The organism is Candidatus Poriferisocius sp., assembly GCF_965214065.1.
Classification (GTDB): domain Bacteria; phylum Actinomycetota; class Acidimicrobiia; order Acidimicrobiales; family Bin134; genus Poriferisocius.
On record NZ_CBDCAT010000027.1, the window covers coordinates 180,712 to 203,596 of the forward strand.

Annotated in this window: 17 protein-coding genes and 1 pseudogene; 11 read left to right on the forward strand and 7 right to left on the reverse strand. The window is 66.6% G+C overall.

The genetic code is table 11. The annotated features are described in order from the left end of the window. Window positions 1-25 precede the first annotated feature (25 nt). Window positions 26-1,480 (forward strand): class I adenylate-forming enzyme family protein, encoded by a 1,455-nt coding sequence (locus ACOOGG_RS07165; RefSeq protein WP_420435183.1) that lies wholly within the window; start codon window positions 26-28, stop codon window positions 1,478-1,480. Here ACOOGG_RS07165 and ACOOGG_RS07170 read toward each other — a convergent pair. Together ACOOGG_RS07170 and ACOOGG_RS07175 are read right to left on the reverse strand one after the other, a co-directional pair. Further along, window positions 1,477-3,018 (reverse strand): FadD3 family acyl-CoA ligase, encoded by a 1,542-nt coding sequence (locus ACOOGG_RS07170; protein WP_420433729.1) that lies wholly within the window; start codon window positions 3,016-3,018, stop codon window positions 1,477-1,479. The two genes, ACOOGG_RS07165 and ACOOGG_RS07170, sit on opposite strands and share 4 nt — an antisense overlap. Window positions 3,019-3,073: 55 nt before the next feature. Further along, window positions 3,074-4,540 (reverse strand): aldehyde dehydrogenase family protein, encoded by a 1,467-nt coding sequence (locus ACOOGG_RS07175; protein ID WP_420433731.1) that lies wholly within the window; start codon window positions 4,538-4,540, stop codon window positions 3,074-3,076. A gap of 107 nt (window positions 4,541-4,647) precedes the next feature. On the opposite strand from ACOOGG_RS07175, the gene ACOOGG_RS07180 reads away from it, so the two are divergent. Continuing rightward, on the forward strand, window positions 4,648-6,210 hold the full coding sequence (locus ACOOGG_RS07180; protein WP_420433733.1) for an AMP-binding protein: 1,563 nt from the start codon (window positions 4,648-4,650) through the stop codon (window positions 6,208-6,210). A 31-nt stretch (window positions 6,211-6,241) separates the two neighbouring features. On the opposite strand, the gene ACOOGG_RS07185 is transcribed toward ACOOGG_RS07180, so the two are convergent. Further along, the gene (locus tag ACOOGG_RS07185) at window positions 6,242-7,090 is read right to left on the reverse strand and encodes a TauD/TfdA dioxygenase family protein (protein WP_420433735.1); all 849 of its coding nucleotides are present in this window, start codon (window positions 7,088-7,090) and stop codon (window positions 6,242-6,244) included. A 45-nt stretch (window positions 7,091-7,135) separates the two neighbouring features. Between ACOOGG_RS07185 and ACOOGG_RS07190 the strand changes: the two genes are divergently transcribed. The 4 genes and pseudogenes from ACOOGG_RS07190 to ACOOGG_RS07205 all read left to right on the forward strand — a co-directional run bounded on the left by ACOOGG_RS07190 (window position 7,136) and on the right by ACOOGG_RS07205 (window position 12,047). Next, window positions 7,136-8,017 carry an SDR family NAD(P)-dependent oxidoreductase gene (locus ACOOGG_RS07190; RefSeq protein ID WP_420433737.1) on the forward strand — a complete coding sequence of 294 codons (882 nt, stop codon included), beginning with the start codon at window positions 7,136-7,138 and terminating at the stop codon, window positions 8,015-8,017. Further along, window positions 8,014-8,771 (forward strand): annotated as a pseudogene (locus ACOOGG_RS07195) (SDR family oxidoreductase). The gene ACOOGG_RS07190 and the pseudogene ACOOGG_RS07195 overlap by 4 nt, the downstream one beginning before the upstream one ends. Window positions 8,772-8,777: 6 nt before the next feature. Further along, window positions 8,778-11,069 carry an arylsulfatase gene (locus ACOOGG_RS07200; protein WP_420433739.1) on the forward strand — a complete coding sequence of 764 codons (2,292 nt, stop codon included), beginning with the start codon at window positions 8,778-8,780 and terminating at the stop codon, window positions 11,067-11,069. Window positions 11,070-11,141: 72 nt separating this feature from the next. Next, the gene (locus tag ACOOGG_RS07205) at window positions 11,142-12,047 is read left to right on the forward strand and encodes an SDR family NAD(P)-dependent oxidoreductase (RefSeq protein ID WP_420433741.1); all 906 of its coding nucleotides are present in this window, start codon (window positions 11,142-11,144) and stop codon (window positions 12,045-12,047) included. Between the two features lie 16 nt (window positions 12,048-12,063). Here ACOOGG_RS07205 and ACOOGG_RS07210 read toward each other — a convergent pair whose 3' ends face one another. Continuing rightward, window positions 12,064-13,128: an amidohydrolase family protein gene (locus ACOOGG_RS07210; RefSeq protein ID WP_420433743.1), complete on the reverse strand. Its 1,065-nt coding sequence runs from the start codon at window positions 13,126-13,128 to the stop codon at window positions 12,064-12,066. Between the two features lie 20 nt (window positions 13,129-13,148). Continuing rightward, entirely contained in the window at window positions 13,149-14,018 is an 870-nt protein-coding gene (locus ACOOGG_RS07215) for a MaoC/PaaZ C-terminal domain-containing protein (RefSeq protein ID WP_420433745.1), read from the reverse strand. 66 nt (window positions 14,019-14,084) lie between these two features. Between ACOOGG_RS07215 and ACOOGG_RS07220 the strand changes: the two genes are divergently transcribed. From ACOOGG_RS07220 to ACOOGG_RS07235, 4 genes are read left to right on the forward strand one after another with little or no spacing between them, the layout of a single operon-like run. Beyond that, entirely contained in the window at window positions 14,085-14,867 is a 783-nt protein-coding gene (locus tag ACOOGG_RS07220) for an enoyl-CoA hydratase/isomerase family protein (protein ID WP_420433747.1), read from the forward strand. Between the two features lie 27 nt (window positions 14,868-14,894). Beyond that, window positions 14,895-15,776 carry an SDR family oxidoreductase gene (locus ACOOGG_RS07225; protein WP_420433749.1) on the forward strand — a complete coding sequence of 294 codons (882 nt, stop codon included), beginning with the start codon at window positions 14,895-14,897 and terminating at the stop codon, window positions 15,774-15,776. A 37-nt stretch (window positions 15,777-15,813) separates the two neighbouring features. Then, window positions 15,814-17,553, forward strand: a complete 1,740-nt coding sequence (locus ACOOGG_RS07230; RefSeq protein ID WP_420433751.1) for a hydantoinase B/oxoprolinase family protein — start codon at window positions 15,814-15,816, stop codon at window positions 17,551-17,553. Continuing rightward, window positions 17,550-19,616 (forward strand): hydantoinase/oxoprolinase family protein, encoded by a 2,067-nt coding sequence (locus ACOOGG_RS07235; protein WP_420433753.1) that lies wholly within the window; start codon window positions 17,550-17,552, stop codon window positions 19,614-19,616. The genes ACOOGG_RS07230 and ACOOGG_RS07235 overlap by 4 nt, the downstream gene beginning before the upstream one ends. On the opposite strand, the gene ACOOGG_RS07240 is transcribed toward ACOOGG_RS07235, so the two are convergent. Then, complete coding sequence (locus tag ACOOGG_RS07240) at window positions 19,591-21,894, reverse strand: xanthine dehydrogenase family protein molybdopterin-binding subunit (RefSeq protein ID WP_420433755.1); 2,304 nt, start codon at window positions 21,892-21,894, stop codon at window positions 19,591-19,593. The genes ACOOGG_RS07235 and ACOOGG_RS07240 overlap by 26 nt on opposite strands. 57 nt (window positions 21,895-21,951) lie before the next feature. Here ACOOGG_RS07240 and ACOOGG_RS07245 point away from each other — a divergent pair, with 57 nt between their 5' ends. Then, on the forward strand, window positions 21,952-22,566 hold the full coding sequence (locus ACOOGG_RS07245; protein WP_420433757.1) for a cysteine hydrolase: 615 nt from the start codon (window positions 21,952-21,954) through the stop codon (window positions 22,564-22,566). Window position 22,567: 1 nt separating this feature from the next. On the opposite strand, the gene ACOOGG_RS07250 is transcribed toward ACOOGG_RS07245, so the two are convergent. Then, the gene (locus ACOOGG_RS07250) at window positions 22,568-22,861 is read right to left on the reverse strand and encodes a c-type cytochrome (protein WP_420433759.1); all 294 of its coding nucleotides are present in this window, start codon (window positions 22,859-22,861) and stop codon (window positions 22,568-22,570) included. Window positions 22,862-22,885 lie beyond the last annotated feature (24 nt).

Genomic DNA, 22,885 nt, shown 5'->3' on the forward strand with positions numbered 1-22,885 from the left:
CCTATTGGAGTCGGCCGCTGATCGGATCGGAGACCGGGTGGCCATCCGGTTCGAAGACCAAGCGCTGAGCTATCGGGAGTTCAATCGACAGGCCGACGGGTTCGCTCGCCTGCTGGCCGATCGCGGTGTTCGTGCCCACCAGCGGGTGGCAGTGATGGCCTCCAATCGACCAGAGTTCTTCACCTCCGTATTCGGGATCATCAAGCTCGGAGCTTCGGCGGTGATGATCAGCTCTGCTTGGAAGCAGGCCGAAACCGCCCACGCCGTAGACCTCACCGAGCCGGTGCTGGCCGTGACCGACGGTGACACCCATCTTCGCCTACCTCCTCAGCTGGTCGACCGGGTGATCCACCTCGACGACGATCCCGCGGTCGCAGCCGTGGCCGACAGTCCGGTCGAGCCCGTCACCGTCGACCTCGACTGGGACCAAACCGAGGCCATATTGATGTTCAGCTCGGGTACCACCGGGATGCCCAAAGCGGTGCTCCACACCCATGCCAGCATCAACGCAGCCACCATCATTTGGGGGTCAGTGCTAGGCCTGATCCCAGAAGACCGCTTTCAGATCACCACCCCTCCGTTCCACATCCTCGGGCTGCTCAACCTGCTCTCCTCGGTGTGGGCCGGATCATCGGTGCGCCTCCACCCCCGGTTCGACCTCGACGCCATGCTCGCCGCCATCGAAGCCGATCGCATCACCCTGGAGATGGCGGTCGCCCCCATTGCGATCGCCATGGCCAACCACCCCGACCTGGAGCGGTACGACCTGTCGTCGTTGCGCTACATCATGTGGGGGGCCACCCCGGTGACCGAGAGCGTGGCCCAGCGGGTAACCGAGCGCACCGGCGTTCCGTTTATGCCCGCCTACGGCGCCAGCGAGGCCCCTGTGCTCACCAGCAACCCGGTAAACCGGCCTGATTTGTGGCGGCTCGACTCTCCCGGACCGCCGGTTCACGACGTGGAGCTTCGCATCGCCGACCTTGAAACCGGAGAAGTACTGCCACCAGGCGAGGTCGGCGAAATCCAGGCTCTGAGCCCGGCCATGATGGCCGGTTACCTGCCCACCGAGGCCAACGCCGACGCTTTCACCGACGGCTGGTACCGCACCGGCGATGTGGGATGGATGGAACCCGACGGATGGCTGCACATCACCGACCGGGTCAAGGAGATGATCAAGGTCAAGGGCTTCCAAGTGGCTCCCGCCGAGGTGGAGGCCGTGTTGCTGGGCCATCCCGCAGTGGCCGACTGCGCGGTTTTCGGAGTGCCCGACCCCGACGCCGGCGAGGCGGTGACCGCCGCGGTGCAGCTCATCCCCGGAGCCGATGCCACAGTCGAGGAGCTGAAGGCGCTGGTGGCCGATTCGCTGGCCGCCTACAAGCGCCTCCATACGTTGCACATCGTGGAGGCCATCCCCCGTCTGCCCTCGGGCAAGACCCTCAGGAGGGAGCTGAAGCTCCAGTTTGCGCCGCCGTCGGCTTAGTTGCCGGCCAAAAGCTCGTCTTTCATCACCTTGCCGGTGGCGTTCATGGGGAACGACTCCCGCAGCACCACCGATCGGGGCACCTTGTAGTTGGCCATGCGCTCCCGGCTCCAGGCGATCAGCTCGTCGTGATCGACAGCCGCGCCGGGCCGGGGCACGATGAAGGCCCGGCCCACCTCCCCCAACCGTTCGTCGGGCACACCCACCACTGCGGCCTGGGCCACGTCGGGATGGCCCAGCAGCATGTTCTCGATCTCGGCGGGGTAGGCGTTGAAGCCGCCGACTATGAACATGTCCTTTATCCGACCGACGATCTTGAGGGATCCCCGGTCGTCCATCGTTCCCAGGTCGCCGGTATGGAGCCACCCGTCGTCGTCGATTGCCGCCGCGGTGGCCTCGGGTTCGTCGAAATAGCCGGTCGTCACGCTGAAACCCCGCACCAGAACCTCGCCGACTTTCCCTCGGGCTGCTTCATGGTCGCCGTCGGCTACCCACACTTCGAGGTCGGGCATGGCCCGGCCCACAGTGGTGGCGATGGTCTCGTAGTCGTCGCCGGATCGGGTTCCTGTGCAGGTCCCCGCCTCGGTGAGGCCGTAGCCGGTGCAGATGCGCTCGAACGGCAGTTCCTCGTGCAAACGGCGGATCAGCTCCACCGGGATATCGGCCGCCCCGGTGACCGCCACCCTCAGGCTGGACAGGTCGCGATCAGCGCGAGAGGGATGGTCGAGGATGGTCTGGTACACGGTGGGAGGGCCGGGAAACACGGTGATCTGCTCGGCTTCCACCAGCTCCAGCACCCGGTCGACATCGAACACCGGCAACGGGTACACCACCGCCCCCCGCATCAGGCAGGCCAGCCAACCGGACTTGTAGCCGAACATGTGGAAGAAGGGGTTGACGATCAGATACCGATCCTGCTCTCGCAGATCGGCAAAGTCGCACCAGTCGGAGAACTGCCGCAGGGTCTGGCCGTGGGTCATCATCACCCCCTTGGGGGCGCCGGTGGTACCCGATGTAAAGAGGACGTCGCTGATCAGGTCGGGGACCACCGCCCGGCGCCGGGATTCCACCGCGGCGGGGGGCACGGCGTCGCCGGCGGCCAGGAAATCTGTCCATGACACGCTGCTGGGAACCTCGCCTGACTCTCCGGGCGACAGCACGACAATCTGTTCCAGCTCGGATAGGTCGGCATCGGCTTGGTCGAACAAGCCAGCGGGGTCGATACCGGCGAATCCGGCTTCGACCACCAGCAGTCGAGCTCGGCTACGGGCCAGGATGTAGGCGGTCTCGGCCGGTTTGAATCGGGTGTTCACCGGCACTAGCGCAGCCCCGGCGGATTGGAGTCCCAGCGCGGCGATGATCCACTCCGAGCGGTTGGAGGCCCAGACCGCCACCCGGTCGCCGGGCTGCACCCCGGCAGCCTGCATAGCTGCGGCCGCCTGATCGATTCGCTGTCCCAGCTCGGCGTAGGTCATGACGTTGTCACCCTCGACAACAGCAGGGGCACCACCAAACCGCTCGGCGGCTGATTGGGCCATCAGCGGAATACTGGCCCACTCTCCCGTTTCTGCCATGTCGGCCCCGGCCCGATGGTCAGGCGGCCGGTTCGGCCAGGGTCTTGATCTCGAGGAACTCCTCGAAACCGGCCACGCCCATCTCCCGGCCGATGCCCGATTGCTTGAAGCCTCCGAAGGGAGCGTCGGGGGCGTAGTACAGCCCGCCGTTCACGCTTATGGTGCCCGAGCGGATTTGCCGGGCCACCGCCCGAGCCCGTTCGGGGTCGGCGCTGCTCACCGCGCCCGACAGTCCGTAGATGGAGTTGTTGGCGATCCGCACCGCTTCGTCGTCGCCTCCCTCGTATCCAATGATGGCCAGCACTGGCCCGAAGACCTCCTCTTGGGCAATGAGGTCGTCTTCACCAACCCCGGTGAGCACGGTGGGCTCGTAGTAGTAGCCCACTGGCAGGTGATCAGGGCGCTTGCCGCCGGCGGCCAGCGTCGCCCCCTGGTCCACCGCCGCGGTCACCAGATTGTGGACCTTGTCTCGCTGGCGGGCGTTGATGAGCGGTCCCATCATCACGCCGGGATCGGTGGGATCGCCGTAGGGGATGGCGGCCAGCGTGGCCGAGATCACCTCGGCGGCGGTGTCGGCCATCGACTGGGGGACCACCAGGCGAGTGGTGATCGCGCACCCCTGCCCGGCGTGGGTGCAGATCATGAACGAGCTCATGGCCGCCGCGCCCTCCACGTCGGCGTCATCCAACACCACATAGGCGCTCTTGCCCCCCAGCTCCAAGAAGGTCTTCTTCACCGTGGCGCTGGCTGCGGCCATGATCTTTCGCCCGGTGGCGGTGGAGCCGGTGAAGGTCACCATGTCAACATCGGGGTGGGTGGTGAGCACCTCGCCCACCGAGTTCTCCGCCGAGCTCAAGATGTTGACCACACCGGGTGGGATGTCGGTCTCGTTGGTGATCAGATGACCCAATGCCAGCGCCGACCACGGGGTGTCGGGCGCCCCCTTCAGCACGACTGTGTTGCCAGCGGCCAGGGCCGGTCCTAGCTTGGCCAGGTTGAGCTGGACTGGGAAGTTGTAGGCGGTAATGGCGGCCACCACCCCCACGGGCTCCCGCTCGATCCACCGCCGGTGGAGGCCGCCGTAGGCCTCAACCTCCCCAAGGTCCTCGGTCCACTGGTAGTCGTCCATCATGTCGGCCACCCACTTGACCGAAGCCACCGGGGCTTCAAGCTGCGGGCCGCCGTGGGTGAGCATCACCGGCGAGCCCACCTCGGCCACGGTCAGCTCTCGCATCTCCTCAAGATGGCGCTCCATGGCAGCGTGGAACTGGCGCAGGCACCGGGCCCGGAACTCATGGTCGCGAGCCCAGTCGGTGGTGTCGAACGCCCGACGGGCCGCAGCCACTGCGGCCAAAGCGTCGGCTTCGGTGGCGTTGGCCGCCACGCCGAGAGCCTCCTCGGTGGCCGGGTTCACCGTCTCGAAAACACCGCCCCCGCCAGCGTCCCGCAGCTCGCCGTCGACCAATAGCCGCTCCTCGTGCCACATGGCTGTTTTCTCCCTGATTGCCTGAAAACTGGCCTCACCCTAGTGGTGTGTCGCAGAAATAATCGCCGTGAACCTGCCGAAGCTCAGGAGCAACTATCGTCCCGCCGATGGACTCGGAGATGCTCCACCCCCGGCGGTTCGCGGCCCAGATGCCCGACCGTGCCGCGGTGATCATGGGGCGTACCGGTGAGGTGATCACCTATCGGATGCTGGACGAGGAGGCCAACCGGCTGGCCCATCTGCTCCGGTCCCGGGGCCTCAAGGCCGGTGACCACCTGGCCATCGTGTCGGAGACCACCCCGCAATCGTTGGCAGTGTTCTGGGCTGCCCAACTGGCCGGGTTGATCTACACCCCGATCAATTATCACCTCACCGTTGGCGAGCTACAGGCAGTGCTCGACGACTGCGGAGCCGCCGCCGTGGTCGCTTCGGGTCGAACCACCCCGGTAGTGGCCGAGCTGGATCTGGCCCGGGTGCCGGTTCGCCTCACCACCGGCACCAAAGGGATCGCCGGATTCGAGCCGATGGCTGAGGCCGCGGCCGGCCTGCCCACTGCGCCGATCATCGACGAAGGCGAGGGGCGGGAGATGGTGTACTCCGGGGGCACCACCGGGCGGCCCAAGGGCATCCGCAAGCCGACGGCCCAAACTGCCATCGGCGACCCTGCCAACCCCGCGGTGCAGACTGCGCTGGGCATGGCCAACTACGGCGTGGACCACACCAGCGTGTATCTGTCGCCCGCTCCCCTCTACCACTCGGCCCCGCTGGTGTTCTGCATGTGCGTGCATCGGGTGGGGGGAACCGTGGTGCTCATGGAGCGGTTCGACCCGGCCGACTGCCTTCGCTTCATCAGCGAGTACCGGGTGACCCACGCCCAGTTCGTGCCCACCATGTTCTCCCGGATGCTGAAGCTGCCCGCCAACGTTAGGGAGGTCGCCGATGTGTCCAGTTTGCAGTTGGCCATACACGCCGCCGCCCCCTGCCCGGTGGAGGTCAAACGGCAGATGATCGAGTGGTGGGGGCCGATCCTGTTCGAGTACTACGCCGGCACAGAAGACATCGGCCATAGCGCCATTTCATCGCAGGAGTGGCTGGCCCACCCCGGATCGGTGGGGCGGCCGTTGCAGCCGGTACACATCGTGGGCCCCGACGGCAACGAGGTGCCGCGCGGTGAGATCGGAGTGGTGTACTTCGACGGGGGGCGGGACTTCAAATACCACAACGATCCCGAGCGCACCGCAGCCGCTGCCCACCCCAACGGCTGGCGCACGCTGGGCGATATGGGGCGGCTGGATGGCGACGGCTACCTGTACCTCACCGATCGGGTGGCCCACACCATCATCAGCGGCGGGGTCAACATCTACCCCCAGGAGATCGAGGACGCGCTGATCATGCACCCCGAGGTGGCCGATGCCGCGGTGATTGGCGTGCCCAACGACGACTTGGGCGAAGAAGTACTGGCCGTGGTTCAGCTGATCGACCCGGAACGGACAGGCGACGACATCGAGGCTGCTCTGCTGGCTTTGTGCGCCGAGCGGGTGGCTGCCTTCAAGTGCCCTCGAGCGGTGGACTTCGATGAGTCGCTGCCCCGCGACCCCAACGGCAAGCTGATGAAGCGCTATCTGCGAGACCGCTACTGGTCGGCCGATTCCGAATCACGCATCGTCTGATCTGGCCCGCCGGGGCCGGCGCAACGGACCACTAGCGAGGCTCATCGCCCTCGAAGGTGATCCGGTGCATGACCCGGAGTTGGCCGTGGTAGTCGTTGATCGGGTTGTGCATGGCGCAGCGGTTGTCCCACAGCGCCAGCGATCCCACTACCCAGCGGAACCGGCAGGTGAACTCTGAGCGGGACTGGTGGGCGAACAGATACCGCAGCAAGGGCCTGCTCTCCTCCTCGGTCATTCCCTCGAACCGGGCGGTGTGGGCCACGTTGACGTATAGAGACTGGCGGCCCGTCTCTGGATGGGTGCGGACCACGGGATGAACAGCCTCGTAGTCTTCACCGGCCTCGTGTCCAGCGTTGGCGGCATCGGCGATGCGGTCTTCCCGAGTCTTGGACACGTCGGCCAGCGCCGAGCTGTTCACCGCCCGCAGACTCCGCAGGGAATCTTTGAGACCGTCGGACAGCGCGTCGAAGGCGGCGTACATGTTGGCGAACTCGGTGTCACCGCCCGCGGCGGGCACCTCCCGGGCCAGCAGCATCGACGCCATGGGCGGCCGCTCCAGATAGGCCGTGTCGGTATGCCAGATGCCGCCAAAATTGATTGTCTCGTGGGGCAGCTTCTTCACCTCGATGATCTCAGGGTGGTCAGGCAGCCCCGGCACGAACGGGTACCGACCGGGAGTGCCGATGCGGTGGGCGAACGCCGAGAACTGGTCGAGAGTCAGATGCTGGCCCCGGAAGAACACCACTAGATGGGCCAGCCAAGCCTGGCGAATCTCGGCGACTACATCGTCGGCCAGATCCTCGCTCAGATCCACTCCACCGATCTCCGCGCCTATGCAACTCCCCACCGGGGCCACCGTCAAGTGCCGGTACTCGCCCACGTAAGCTCCACTGTGAATGGCATCAAGTCATTAGGGTAGCGATACGTGCAGAACTCTGAGCCCTTTGACCTGTTCGGGAAGGTAGTGCTGATTACCGGGGCCAGCCGGGGAGTGGGCGCGGCGATTGCCTTGGCCGCGGCAGCCAAAGGGGCCAAGGTGGCGTGCGCAGCCCGCTCTACCAAGGCATCCCCCAAGCCGCTTCCCGGCACCATCGACGAGACCGTGGAGACGGTGGTCACCGCCGGAGGCGAGGCGCTTGCCGTCCCCACCGACCTGACTTCGGCTGACGATATCGAGGCCATGGTGGCTGCCCCGGTGGAGGCTTGGGGCCGCCTCGACGTGGTGGTCAACAACGCAGCGGTGACATTCGTCGGCGAAGTGGACATTCCGCTGAAGCGCTACGACCTCATCATGGACATCAACCTGCGGGCCCCGCTGCTCACCGTGCGAGCCGCCCTTCCCCACCTGCGGGCCGCAGGGAGAGGACGCATCATCAGCCTGTCGTCACAGGCCGCCCTCCGCCCGGTGCCGGGCCTTATGTCTTATGGCATGTCGAAGTTGGCCCTAGAGCGGATGACCACCGATTTGGCCCGGCAGCTCTATCCCGACCGCATTGCGGTCAACTGCTTCCGCATCGACATCCCGGTGGCCTCCGAGGGCACGCTGGCCAACATGGGCGACATCGATCTCTCCGATTGGGAGCCCACGTCGGTGCCCGCCGACGGCATCATCTGGATGCTGGAGCAGCCCGACCAGTACTCGGGGCGGTGCGAGAGCATGTGGGACCTTCGCCACCGGGAGAAGATCATGCCCACCCAGGCCGAGCGGGAGTTCACCACCAAGCCCCCGCTCCAGTTCATAAACGGCCTCTTCGACCTCGACACCGAAGACGCCTTCGCCCGTGGCGCCCAAGAGTCCGGGAGATGAGCGTGGACCTCCAAGGTAAGACCGCGCTGGTTACCGGGGCCGCGTCGGGCATCGGGGCGGCCTGTGCCCGCCGCTACTCCGCCGCCGGGGCCCACGTGATCTGCACCGACGTGGCCGACGGCGCCGGTCAGCAGGTTGCCGATGAGATCGGGGGTTGGTATCGCCACCTCGATGTGGCCGACTCCTCGGCCTGGGCCAAATTGGCTGCCGAGTTGACCGATGACCCAGGCAGACTCGATCTAGTCCACCTCAATGCTGGGGTCATGCTGGGGCTGGGCGACATCGCCGCGATGACCGACGAGGACTACCACCGCATCATCGGATCAACCAGCACGGCGCGGTGTTCGGCCTGCGGGCTGCGCTGCCTCTGCTGGAAGCCGCCGGGGGCGGACACGCGCTGGTCACCGGCTCAATGGCCTCGTTCAGCCCGCTGCCGGTGGACTTGGGATACTCCATGTCCAAACACGCCATAGCCGCCCTGGTCCGCAGCGCCGCCCCCAACCTCGCAGAGCGGGGAATCAGCCTCAACGCCATCTGCCCAGCCACCGTCGGTACTGGATTCTTGGGCGGCAATCGAGACCGTCTAGAGGCCGCGGGCATGGTCATCATGGACTCAGAAGAGGTGGCCGAGGCCGCCATGGCCATCCTCGATTCGGGCCTCACCGGCGAGTGCTTCGCGCTGTTCAAAGGCCGAGAGCCCGAGCCATTCCCGTTCGCCACCGTCCCCGGCAGCGACTACCGATCGCGCCGCTGACTTCCCATGCCTCCTCAATCGTCGCCCAACGCCAATATCGGCCTAACCGTCGCAGAGTCCACGCCCCGCCCCCCGAAATTGCCCCGAGCTCCTCAGGGGGCGCCCAACGTATTGGTGATCCTCCTGGACGACACCGGTTTCGCCCAGCTCGGCTGCTTCGGGGCCGACATCGCCACCCCAAGCATCGACCGGCTGGCCGCAGGCGGCCTGGCCTACAACCGCTTCCACGTGACCGCCCTGTGCTCGCCCACCCGGGCCTCTCTGTTGACAGGGCGCAATCACCACGCGGTGGGCATGGGCTTTCTGTCCGATATGACTATGGGGTTCCCCGGTTACACCGCCCGCATCCCCTCGTCGGCCGCCATGCTGCCCCGCATCCTGCGGGATGCCGGCTGGGGAACCATGGCCATCGGCAAATGGCACCTCGCCCCCCGCGGCGAGCGCAGCGCGGCCGGGCCGTTCACCCTGTGGCCCACCGGGGTGGGTTTCGAGCGCTACTACGGGGTGCTCCACGGCGGGGCCAACTGCTGGGCCCCAAATCTGGTGCGCGACCAGCACTACATCGACCCCCCGGCCCACTACGAGGACGGCTACCACCTCAGCGCCGATCTGGGCGACCAAGTGATCGCCACCATCACCGACCAAAAGCATGCCGCCCCCGACAAGCCGTTCTTCTGCTACTACGCTGAGGTGGCCACCCACGCCCCCCACCAAGTGTCCCCCAAGTGGGTGGAGCCCTATCGGGGAAAGTTCGACGACGGGTGGGACCGATGGCGGGAGCGGACCTTCGAGCGCCAACTTGCCTCGGGCATCGCTCCAGAGGGCACCACGCTCACCGAACGGCCCCCGTGGGTTCAGCCCTGGGAGGACCTCGATGACGATGCCCGACGGCTGTTCGCCCGCATGCACGAGGTGTACGCCGGATTCGTCACCCACACCGACGCCCAGATCGGCCGGGTGATCGACCACCTCGAGGCGATCGGCGAGTTGGACAACACCGTGGTCATGCTGTGCTCCGATAACGGGGCCAGCGCCGAGGGGGGCCACGTGGGCTCGGTGAACGAGCACCGGTTCACCAAGGGCCTCCCCGAGTCGGTCGCCGCCAACCTGGAGTGGTTCGACGAGTTGGGCGGACCCCGCACCTACAACCACTACGCCTGGGGGTGGGCGTGGGCCGGCAATACCCCGTTTCGGCTGTGGAAGCGCTATGCGTGGCTGGGGGGAACTCGCACCCCGCTGGTGGTGCACTGGCCCGCGGGCATCGCCGCCCGAGGTGAGGTCCGCTCCCAGTTCTGCCACGCCATCGACTTGGCCCCCACCGTGCTAGAGCTCTGCGGGGTGGACGCCCCTGAAGAAGTGGACGGGGTGGCCCAGATGCCGATGCACGGCGCCAGCCTGGCTGCCACCTTCGACGACGCCGATGCTCCTGCATCCCGATCCGAGCAGTACTTCGAGGTCCAGGGGTCGCGAGCCATGTACTTGGATGGTTGGAAGGCCACCACCGACCATGTGGGCCAGGCCCACGGCGACGAAGTGGCTCTGATGGAGGGAAGCCGCTCGTTTGACGACGACACTTGGTCGCTGTTCAGCCTCGACGAGGACTTCTCTGAAGCCCATGACCTGGCCACCGAGCACCCCGAGAAGCTGGCTGAGTTGCAGGCTGCCTGGTGGTCAGCAGCCGGGCGCTATCACGTGCTGCCCTTGGACGACGGTTACGCCGGGCGCATGCCCGCCATATACCCCCCGGCCTATCCGCCCCCCGCCCGAGCCCGGTATCGACCCGGTGGCGGTCGAGTGGCCGACGAAGTTATGCCCGTGCTGGTACGGGGATTCACTATCGATGCCAAGGTGACGGTGGACCCAGCCGGTGCCGAGGGCATCGTGTGGGCCATGGGCGACTGGACCAGCGGCTTGGCCCTCTACGGATTGGATGGTGCCCTGGTGCTCGGCCTGTGCCTGTCGGGCGACCAGTACCGACTGGCCACCCCGCCGATTCCCGCTGATGCCACCAGCCTGGGATGCCGCTATCAGCCGACTTCGCCGGCCTCAAGCCTCGTGGAATTGCTGGTGGACGGCGAGGTGACGGCCCAACTGGAACTGGACCGGACGCTGCCCAACTCATGGCAGAACGGCGGTACCGGTTTGATCATCGGCCACGACTCCGGCTTCCCGGTCAACGACGAATACCAGCCTCCGTTCCCGTGGACTGGAACCATCGCTCACGTCGATGTCACCACCCCGAGCGCCGCACCTCCCGACCCAGCCCAAGTCGCCCGGGAATCTCTCAACGCTGATTGAGCCTGAGCGGTCCGTTGGGCCGGCCGCGAAAAAACTGCTAAACCACAGCCGTCGGCCATCACAGGAGGCACCATGAGCAGCGATACCCCATCTGAGCGACTCGACGTCAACGGCATGGTGGCGGTGGCCACCGGCGGGGCCGGTGGCATCGGCAAAGGCATCGTGACCGCGCTCTTGCAGCGGGGTGCCACCGTGGTGATCGCCGACATCGAGGCCGACACGACTGAGGCCACCGTGGCCGAGCTGTCCGATATCGGACCGGTGTCTGGCTGTCCCACTGATGTGGCCAACGAGCACTCGGTGGCCGCCCTGGCCGACTACGTCTACGACACCCACGGCCGCTGCAACCTGCTCTTCAACAATGCCGGGGTCACCTCCGGCGGGGGCGGCAAGCCCTGGGAGCAGGAGCCCAACGACTGGCGGTGGTGCTTCAGCGTGAACGTGTTCGGCGTGGCCATCTGCACCACCGAGTTCGTGCCCCGCATGTTGGCTGGCGGGCTGCCCGGTCAGATCATCAACACCTCCTCGGGCGACGGCGGCTTCGCCCCCGTTCCCACCGCCTCGGTGTACGCCGCATCCAAGGCGGCGGTGAGCTGTTTCACCGAGACGGTCCACACCAACCTGATCCGGGAAGGCAGCGACCTGCGGGCCTCGGTGCTCTATCCGTCGGGCGGCATGTTGGACACCGGCCTGTTCACCGCCCAGCGCAACCGTCCCGCCCACCTGGCCCGGGTGGGCGACGCCACCGGACGGCGCAGCATGACCTTCCAAGAGCTCAAGGACATCATGACGGAGATCCGGGGATATGAGCCCGAGGTGGCCGATCTACTGGAGCACGGCAATTTCGTGGTCGACTGCGTGGAAGAGCGCCGCTTCATCATCGGCCGCAACATCGAGGACACCGTCGCCCTCCTCCACCGCCGAGCCGAAGCCATCGGCCGCTACGAAATGCCCGACTACCACGACATGGGGCTCTGATCGCACAAATCGTCGCTCAGAGGCCGAAGCACCTCTGGGCGTTGAGCCCCAAGATCTTGTCTTTGCGGCCTTCGGTCAGGTCCTCCCGATCGGCCAGCGCCTTCACCACGCCGGGGAATACGCCGTCGGGGTGAGGGTAGTCGGTGGCGAACACCACGCAGTCGTCGCCCAGGCAGTCCATCACGCCCGGAACGGTCCGCTCCTCGGGGTCGCAGGAGATGAAGCACTGCCGCTGGAAATACTCGGTGGCGTTCAGCTCCAACGGGGCCGAGGCGTGGCCCCAGGAGTCCAAGTGGTCGTCGATGCGCTCCAGCCAATGGGCGATCCAGCCACAACCCGACTCCAAGAACACCACCCGCAACTCGGGATGGCGCTCCAGCACACCGCCGGCGGTCAGCTCCAAACAGCCCATCTGCTGCTCGTGGGGATGGGAGCACACGTGGCGGAACATGAAGTTGTCGTATCGGTCCAGCCCCGACTGGGGCACATTCTGGGTGGTGCCCTCGTGCAGAGCCGCGGGCACGCCCCGGTCGGCTAGCAGCGACCACAGTCCGTCGTAGGCCGGATGGTCGAGGGTCCGGCCGGCAATCACATTGGGGCGCAGCATCACGGCCACGAAACCCAAGTCATCGATGGCTCGGCGGGCCTCGGCCAACATCAGCGCCGGGTCCACTTGGGGCACCACCGCCACCCCCAACAAGCGGGATGTGTCGGTGTCGCAGTAGGTGCGGAGCCAGTCGTTGTAGGCCCGGCACAAGGCGTTGTTCACCGCGGCGTCGGCAATGCCCCCGAACATGAGCCCGGTCGTGGGAAAGATCACCGAGACGTCCATGCCCTCGCTGTCCATATCGGCCAACCGGGCGTGGGGATCAACGCCCCCTTTGGGGCGTTCCTTGTCATAAGCGTCAGAGTCAAAGGGGATGTAGGGGGCCATCTCCCCACCCACGAAGGTGCGGGGCCGCCCCTGGCTGTCGAGCACCCGTCGGGGGGCGAAGGCCAGGAACTCTGGATCGCAGAACTCCTCCCACAGTTCGGGGGGCTCGCTGATGTGCCCGTCTGCGTCTATCACCAATCTGCGCATGGCATTGCCCTCTCTGCTGCTCACCGCAGCGTGGCCCGGCCCTTGTCGAAGACCGTCGTGCCCCGATTGGAGACCACTCGGAACAGCACCCCGTTCTCTTCAGCGGGGTTGTGCCAGATCTGGGTGGTGAGCACATCGCCGTTGTAGCCGGGGGAGGCAAAGCGTCCGGCCATCGAACCCAGAGCTAGCGGGTCGCCCCCGCATACCGTCTCTACTAGGGCTCGGCAGGCGAAGCCGTAGGTGTTCAGCCCCATGAGGATGGGGCCGTCGAAGCCGGCCGCCGCCGCCACCGCAGGGTCGTAGTGAATCAGGTTGGGGTCGTTTCCCCCGTGCCGGTAGAGAAGCGACTGCACCGGCAGGGTCTGCCAGTCCACGGTGGCGTCGGGCGGAGACTCACCGACATTCCAGGGCGGGGCCTTGGGCCCGGGATCGCCTCCGAAGCCGCCTTCGCCTATCACGAACAGCTTCGAACCGGTGGTGAACAGCGGCTCACCGGTGGCGGCGTCCACCGACTCGCTCTGGGAATGGATCACCGCACCTGAGCCTTTGTCGTAGATACCCACCACCGTGCTTGTTCCAATCACCGACCCCGTTGGGCCGATCTCGCCGTGAATGGTCAGCTCCTGCTCGCCGTGAACCAGTTGGTGGACTTTGTAGTCGCCAAATCGGAACATGGGATTCCCACCGCTGCCGGGCTTGTCTGACCGCCCTCCCGAGCAAACGAAGCTGGGATAAACCTGCTGGGGGTGGCCCGACGCCTTCTCGCCCACGAACGCCAGATCGTCGAACCCCGCTCCCACGCTGAGCGCATACAGCGTGCAATCCCGTGGCAGCCATCCCCGCTGGGACGGCTCTCCCCGGTGCCCTACCAAGTCCATGTACATCGCCATGGGTGCCATTGTGTCCCAAATCGGCACCATTCTTCCCGCCGGCCCAGCGACATATACGGTGAGGCCATGGCCGATGAACGAGTACAGCTCACCAGGGACGGGCACATCGCTGTTATCACCAACAACAACCCCGCCAAGCACAACGCCTTCGACGACGAGATGGATTTTGCGCTGTTCGAGATCCTGGACGAGATCAAAGCCGACAAATCCATTCGGGCCGTGGTGTGGAGGGGCGAGGGCAAATCGTGGTCGTCGGGCCGCGATGTGGCCGCCATCGGCGGCCAGCAGGTGGAAATGGCCCACCACGCCCTTATGGAGCGAGGCCAACGGGGCATCCAGCAGCTCTGGGAAATCGATGCCCCGGTGATCGTGGCCATCCAGGGATGGGCTATCGGCGGCTCCTTCCAGCGGGCCCTGCTATGCGACATCCGAGTGGCTGCCGAAGGCGCTCGGTTCATGCTCCCCGAGGTGACCCACGGGGTGATCCCCGACACCGGTGGGGTGGGCCGCCTATTCGAGATCTGCGGATCAGGGCTGGTCAGCGACATGGTTCTCACCGGCCGTGTTCTCAACGCGGATGAGGCCCTGACCCACGGCATCGTTTCGCGCATCGTGGCGCCTGAGGAGTTGGACGACACCGTAATGGAGATGGCCAACAAGGTCGCCGCCGCCTCGCCCTATACGGTGCAGCTCGCCCGACGGGTGATCCGCAACCTGGCCGACGAGAATCTGCGCCGCTCCATGAACGACGAGTACGCCTACCAGACGCTGGTCAACCGATCAGACGACTACGCCGAGTTCCGGGCAGCCCGAGCCGAGCAACGCGATCCCGAGTACAAGCGTTCTTGAGAAACGACCCCAAGGAGGACTTGAGCCATGGCTGAGATAATCGGACTGCCCGAGCCAGCCCCGGAGGGCACCACCGCGCTGGTGCCGGGAACCTACGACGGCCAAACGGTGTTTGTCACCGGCGGGGGCACCGGCCTGGGCAAGGCCATCGCCACCGAATTCGCCCGTCTGGGGGCCAACCTGGTTATCGCCAGCCGCAAGCCCGATCACCTTGAAGCCGGCCAGGCGGCCATCGAGGCGGTCGGCGCCGAGGTGCTGGTGGTGGGCTGCGACATCCGCCAGGCCGAACAGATTGCAGAGGCTTTCGACGCGGCTGCCGACCGGTTCGGCCTGCCTGATGTGCTCATCAACAACGCCGCGGCCAACTTCCCGGTGCCCTCGGAGGACATGTCGCCCAATGCGTGGCGCACGGTGGTGGACATCACTCTCAACGGCACCTTCTTCTGCGCCCGGGAGTTCGCCCGCCGCCATCTGGCCGCAGGAACGCCGGGGTCGATCGTCAACATCGGGGCGTCCTACGCCTGGACCGGCGGCCCCGGATTTGCCCATTCGGCCGCGGCCAAAGCCGGGGTCAAGTCGATGACCGAGAGCCTGGCCGTGGAATGGGGACCCTACGGCATCCAGGTGAACGGCCTGGTGCCGGGGCTGTTCCCCCACGAGGACATGACCGCCGATATCCGCTCCAGCCTCGACCGGACCCACGAGAAGGATCCCTGCCAGCCAGCCATGCGGGTGGGGCGGCTGCGGGAGCTGGGCTGGGCGGCCACCTTCTTGGCCTCCCCCTTCGCCCAGTTCATCAGCGGCCACACCATGGTGGTGGACGGAGCCAACTGGCAGCGCCGCTCCATGACAAATCCGGCGGTGACCACCATCCGCGACCAGATGGGCAAGGGTCCGTTCGAGCTTTGAGCGCAGGGCTCTGATTGCCATGGACCACGCCTAACCGATGAGCACCGATCACCGCCCCTCCGATCCCATTGCGCTGGAGGTGGTGAAGAACGCCTTGGGAGCCATCGCCGAGGAGATGGGGCTCACCACGGTGCGATCGGCCTACTCTTCGGTGGTCAAAGAGGGTGGCGACTCCACCGCCGCGGTTTTCGACCACCAGGGCCAGTTCATCGCCCAATCGATGGGCGCGCCGCTCATGCATTTGTCCAGCCTGCGGCCGTCGCTGCGCTCCCTGCTGGATGACTTCCCGCCCGACTCCATGGCCGACGGCGACGTGTACGCCTCCAATGATCCCTACCGGGGCGGCATCCACTCCAACGACGTAATGGTGTTCCGCCCGGTGTTCATCGACGAAACCCTGGCGTTCTTCGCCTGCGCCCTGCTGCACGTGGCCGATCTGGGCGGCATGGCCGCCGGCGGGCTGCCGGCCAATGCCACCGACATGTTCCAGGAGGGCCTGGTGCTGCCCCCGGTGCCGCTAACCAAGGCCGGGGTCCCCAACCAGCCGATGCTGGATGTGATCGCAGCCAACAGCCGCACCCCGGAGAAGGTGCTGGGCGACATTCGGGCAATGATCGCCGCCACCAACCTGGGGGCCGACCGGCTGGCCGATCTGGCCAATCGCTACGGACTGGAGCGGCTGCACCAGATCACCGACGAATTGTTGGACTACACCGAGCGCCGGACCCGGGCTGGCATCGAGGCACTGGCCGACGGCACCTACACCGGCTCGTTCATCATCGACGACGACGGCGTGAACCCCGATGCCGACCACGAAGTGCGTGTCTCCCTCACCATTAGCGGCTCGACCATCACCGCCGATTTCGAGGGCACCTCACCCCAAGCGTCGGGACCGATCAACGCCGCGGTATCGCAGACCACCTCCGGGGTGCTGTTCGCGGTTCGCTGCCTGCTGGCCCCCGACATCCCGGTGAACGACGGCGCCTTCCGGCCCTTGGAGTTGCGCCTGCCTCAGGGGACCCTGGTGAACCCCAACCCGCCCGCCGCGCTCAACGCCCGCATGGCTACAGTCATGGCTGTGGCGGAGGCCATGTTGGGTGCGTTCTCGCAACTCGACCCGGCCCGAGCGGTGGCCGCCTCCTGCAACGTCCACGTTTACATCATGAACGGAACCGGGGCCGACGGCCGTCCATGGGCGTTCATGGACCCCCAGTTCGGCGGCTCTGGCGCCCGCTCCGACCGCGACGGCGTAGACGTGACCGGCCCATTGGTGCTCGGTGCCGGCGGAGCGTTCCACACCGTTGAGGCCTATGAGCAAGAGCACCCGGTGCGCTTCGAGCGCTTCGAACTGTGGACCGACTCGGGAGGACCGGGACGGTGGCGGGGAGGAACCGGAGCGCGCCGCGACATCCGCATCCTGGCCGACGGCCAGTTCACTGGCAGGGCCACCGACCGGTGCCGCCGCCCTCCTCCCGGCATCTACGGTGGCTCACCCGGCGCAGGCGGGGGCTGGGTCCTCAACCATGGAACTCCCGACGAACAGCCGCTTCCGGCCAAGGTCACCGCCCACACCCTGCGGGCCGGAGACATGATCACCATGCTCACCTCCGCTGGCGGGGGCTTCGGCGACCCGTTCGAGCGCGACCCTGAGTTGGTGGGCGCCGATGTGCGAGACGGGCGAGTGTCGCCCGAGGCCGCCCGCCGGGACTACGGGGTGGTAGTCCTTGAAAGCGGGGAGGTTGACCCGGCGGCCACCGCGGCGTTGAGAAGCCGATGACCGTCGCCTTGGGCATCGACATCGGCGGAACTTTTACCGACGTGGTGCTGATCGATCGCACCGACGGCAGCATCTGCACTGCCAAAGTGCTTACCACCCCCGACGACCCCGCAACCGGGGTGCTCAACGGGATTGCCGAGCTACTTGACGACGCCGGGTGCAACCCAGACGAGGTCTCTCAAGCGGTCCACGCCACCACCTTGGCCACCAACCTGATCTTGGAGCGCAAGGGGGGCCCGGTGGCCTACGTCACCACCGCCGGGTTCGGCGACGTCTTGATCATTGGCAATGAGCGCAAGGGCGACGCCGAGAAGTATGACCTCTTCTACACCAAACAGGCGCCCATTGTCCCCCGGCGGCGCACCGTGGACGTGGTGGAGCGCACCGGGGCGGACGGCTCGGTGGTGGTGCCACTCGACACCGAGCAAGCCCGCACGGCGCTGGCCGACCTATTGGCCCGCGAGCCGGTGGAAGCAGTCGCGGTGTGCTTTCTCCATTCCTACGCCAACGGGGAGCACGAGCGCCGGATGGCCGACATCATCGCCGAGCTGAACCCCGACCTTTACGTGGCGGTTTCCAGCGAGGTGTGGCCTGAGTACCGGGAACTGCCCCGAGCGTGCACCACGGTGATGTCGGCCTACGTGGGCCCCACCGTTACCCGCTACATAGCCCGGCTGGACGAAGAGCTGGCCCAACAGGGCATCGGGGCTCGATTGCAGATTATGGGCTCGTCAGGCGGCATCATCTCGGCGGCCACCGTGGCCCGGCGGCCGGTGCAGTTGGTGGAGTCGGGGCCAGCCGCCGGGGTGATGGCCGCCGCTCACATCGGCCGCCTCAGCGGCATCGACGATCTGATTTCCTTCGACATGGGCGGCACCACCGCCAAAGCGGGGCTGGTGCGCAACGGCCAGGCGGCCATCGCCCATGAGTTCTTCGTGGGGGGCACCGCGTCTTCGGGCGTGAAGCAGATCAACACCGGCTATCCCATCAAGATCCCGGTGATCGACCTAGCCGAAGTGGGCGCCGGCGGCGGATCGATCGCCTACCTCGACAGCGGGGGTGCATTGCGGGTGGGACCGGATTCCGCCGGGGCCGAGCCGGGTCCAGCCTGCTACGACCGGGGCGGAACTCGACCCACGGTGACTGACGCCGACCTGCTGCTGGGCTACCTGAACCCGAACTTCTTCCTCGGGGGCCGAATGGCCATCCGGGCCGATCTGGCCCATGACGCCCTGGCTGAGCTGGCCGAGCCCATGGCGCTGTCCCCGGAAGAGGCCGCCGCCGGTGTGTACGAGGTGGTCAACGCCACCATGGCCGCCGCAGTGCGGGTGGTGACCCTGGAGCGGGGCATTGACCCCCGCGACTTCACCCTGCTGGCCTCGGGCGGCGCCGCCGGAGTGCATGTGGCACGTCTGGCCGAGGAGTTCGGCATCGCCGCGGTAGTCATTCCGGCCAACCCCGGCGTGGGCTCGGCGGTGGGCCTGCTGGCCTCCGACGTGGTGACCGATCACGTCCGCACCCAGGTGATCGACTCGGTTGGCGTCGATACCAGTGTTATCGAGGCCATCTACACCGAGCTGGAAGCGATGGCCGTCGCCGAGATCGGGGCGGAGGGGTTCGGAGCCGACGAGATCGTGCTCGAGCGCGAGATCGACGTCCGCTACCGCCACCAGGCCCACGAACTGACCGTCCCCCTCCATGGCGGCGACCTTAACGGGGCGGCCGCCGCCTTCAACGAGCAATACGAAGAGCTCTATGGCATCCGCCAAGCCGACCCGGTGGAGTTCGTCAACTACCGGGTGAGGGTTATCGGCACAGTCCCGAAACCCGACTGGTCAACCGACGAAGTAGCAGCCCAACCGCCGGTACCCCTCTCCTTCCGCCCCGCCTGGTTCGACGGCAAAATGGCCGACACCCCCGTCTACCGCCGCCACACGCTCCTGCCCGGCCCCACCATCGCCGGCCCCGCCATCATCGAAGAGTCCTCCTCCACCGTCGTCGTCCCCGAAGGCTGGACCGCATCAACTGACCGCCACCTCAGCCTGGTGCTGCGCCCGGGCTAGGCAGGGTAGGCCAGGAGATCGCGGACTCGGACTCGCCTGCCGACTGGATGGCCTGCCATACCCGCTCGGGGGTTAGCGGCAGGTCTATGTGGCGGATGCCGAGGTCGCTAAGGGCGTCGATCACCGCGTTTTGCACCGCGGGGGTGGCGCCGATGGTGGCAGCCTCGCCGATGCCCTTCACCCCTAGGGGGTTGAGGTGGGTGGGAGTGATGGTGCTGTCCACGGTGAAGTCGCAGAACTCGGCGGCCGACGGCATGGCGTAGTCGGCCAGGCCGGTTGTCAGAGGATTTCCGTCGGAGTCGTACACGACGTGTTCGTACAGCGCCTGGCCGATACCCGACGCCACCCCGCCGTGCTGCTGGCCGGCCACGATGATCGGGTTGAGCAGGTTCCCGGCATCATCCACTGCCACGAAGCGCAACAGCGTGACCATACCGGTCTGGATATCCACCTCAACCGCACAGATGTGGGTACCGAACGGGAAGGTCGGTCCGTCGGTGGTGTGGTCCAACTCGGCCCGCAGCGGCTCCTCGGCCAATGCAGCTACCTGCTCCCAGCTGACCGCCGCACCGGGCACCCCGGCCACCCCCAGGCGGCCGTCGTCGGTAACCACGATGTCATCAGCGCTGGCCTCCAGTAGCTCCGCCGCCCGCTGTCGGGCGATGTCCAGCACCTCCATGGAGGCAGCATGGATGGCGCTGCCTCCGAGCTGGGCGCTGCGCGAACCACCGGTCCCGTCGCCTCTCGCCACCAGTGCGGTGTCGGACTGCACGAAGGCGATGCGTTCCATGTCGATTCCCAGCCGATCGGCGGCGATCATGGTGAAAGCGGTCTCATGGCCCTGCCCGTGAGAAGCGGTGCCAACTGACACTGTGGCCGACCCATCCGGATGTACTTCAACCGAGGCGTGTTCTTGCTGCCCGACCGGCGCGGTCACCTCCACATAACTCGACACCCCTAAGCCCAACCGGCAGGGGTCGCCCGCGGCCCGGCGGTCGGCCTGCTGTTGGCGCAGCTCTTGGTAGCCGGCCAGCTCGCATGCTCTGTCCAACGCCTTTTCGTACTCGCCGCTGTCGTAAGCCCCGCCAGTTGGGGTCACCAACGGAAAGCTCTCGGGTGCCAAGAAGTTGCGGCGGCGAAGCTCCACCGGGTCGATCCCCAACTCGGCAGCGGCCAAGTCGGCCATGCGCTCGATTGTCAGGGTGGCCTGAGGCCGGCCCGCGCCCCTGAAGGCGCCCAGTGGCGCCCGGTTGGTTGCCGCTACTGCGTAGTCGAACTGCACCTTGCCGATGCCGTAGACCCCCGGCGACATAAGCCGAGTTGCAAAGGGCAAAACGCCCCCCAACCCCGGATAGGCCCCTGCATCCGCCACCGCCACTACCTCCAGAGACACCATTCGGCCGTCGTCGGTCACCCCCAGACGGGCGTAGTGAACATGGTCGCGGGCCTGCATGGAGATGAGGTTCTCGGCCCGGGTCTCAGTCCACGCCACAGGACGGCCCAGTCGCCGGGCAGCGGCAACCACTGCCACATGCTCAGATCCCCACCCCCCCTTAGCCCCAAATCCGCCTCCTACCCAGGGCGCGATCACTCGAATATCATCGTGCTCCAGCCCGAGGGAGTCTGCGATGCCATCTCTTGTGGCGTGAACACCCTGGGTGGATACCCAGACCGTGAGTTTGTCTCCCGTTGGGTCGGCCAACAAGGCGTGGGGCTCCATGGACACCACCGCCATCCGGTTGTGGACGATGCGAGCAGTAATCACCTTGTCGGCCTCGTCGTGCAGGCCCTCAACCGGGCCGAATGCCGCGACGATTGCATCTGAGCCCCGCTCTGGAAACAGCAGCGCCTCGCCACCAGTCACTACGGCCTCGGCGTCCATCGACACCGTCAACGGCTCGTATTCGACTATGACCAAATCGGCAGCATCCTGGGCTGCGGACAGAGTCTCGGCCACCACCATGGCCACCGGCTCACCCACAAAGCGGACCCGGTCGCCGGCCAGAGCCTCCCGATCGAAGTGGGCGTCGAGTTGCATGCGAGGCTTCACTTTGCCCAAACCCAGCGTGGCTGCGGTGAACACGGCCAACACACCGGGATGCCTGGCTGCCACCTCGGTTTCGATGGACTCGATAGTGCCGTGGGCCACCGGCGATCGTACAAAGCAGGCCGTCAACAGCCCCTCGGGTCTAATGTCGCCGGTGTACCGACCCTCCCCGGTGAGCAGGGTGCCATCCTCCCGGCGGATAACTTCAGTCCCCAGAATCGATCCAGCCATAGGGTGGCCATTATGGATGGCGCACTGTCAGAACCTGGAATGGGAGGGTGAATTGGGATGGAACTGCGTGAGATAATCGATCCCGCGACCACTGCTTTGGTGCTTCAGGAGTGCCAGAACGGGGTGATCGGGGAGCTATCGGCTCTTCCCGCTCTGGCTGAGGCCGCCAAGGAGGGGCTGATCCCCAATGTGGCGGCGCTGGCGGCCGCAGCCCGAAACGCAGGGGTGCGGGTGATCCACTGCACGGCACAGCACCGGGCCGACGGGTGGGGCGGCAACCGCAACGCCCGGCTATTTCGGGCCATGCCTAAGATGCCGGTGCAGTTGCACATGGGCACCCCCGCGGTGGAGGTTGTGCCCGAGATCGGGGTGGCCGACGCCGATGTTGTGCTGCCCCGCCACCACGGCCTGTCGCCGTTCGAGGGCACCGAGCTCGACTCGCTGCTGCGCAACGAGAGCATCCGCACCATCGTGGCCGTGGGGGTGTCGGTGAATGTGGCCATCATCAACCTGACTTTCGACGCCGTCAACGCCGGCTACACGGTGGTGATCCCCCGCGACGCGGTGGCTGGCACCCCGCCCGAATACGTAGACGCCGTGTTCGAGCACACCCTCGGCATCGTCGCCACCATCACCGCCACCGCCGACGTGGTCGGCGCCTGGGCGGGCTAGGTCAGCCCAGGCCGCCTCTCACGTAGGCCACCACGGCGGCGATCCCAGGGTCGGTGAGCTTGGAACCGAACTCGGGCATCTCACCAAGGCCATCGCGCACTATTGCCTCCATCGCCTCAGCCGAGGCGTACTTCTCCAGGACCTTGCCGGGGCGGATGTCGGGGCCGACGATGCCGCTACCGTCGACGGCGTGACACCCCACGCAGCGCTGCAAGTACACACCCTTGCCCGTGGCGATCTCCTCAGGAGATGCGGGTTGGCTTTCCGGGGGATCCTCCGGTGCAGCTGGCTCCACGGGATCGGTCCCCTCACTACAGCT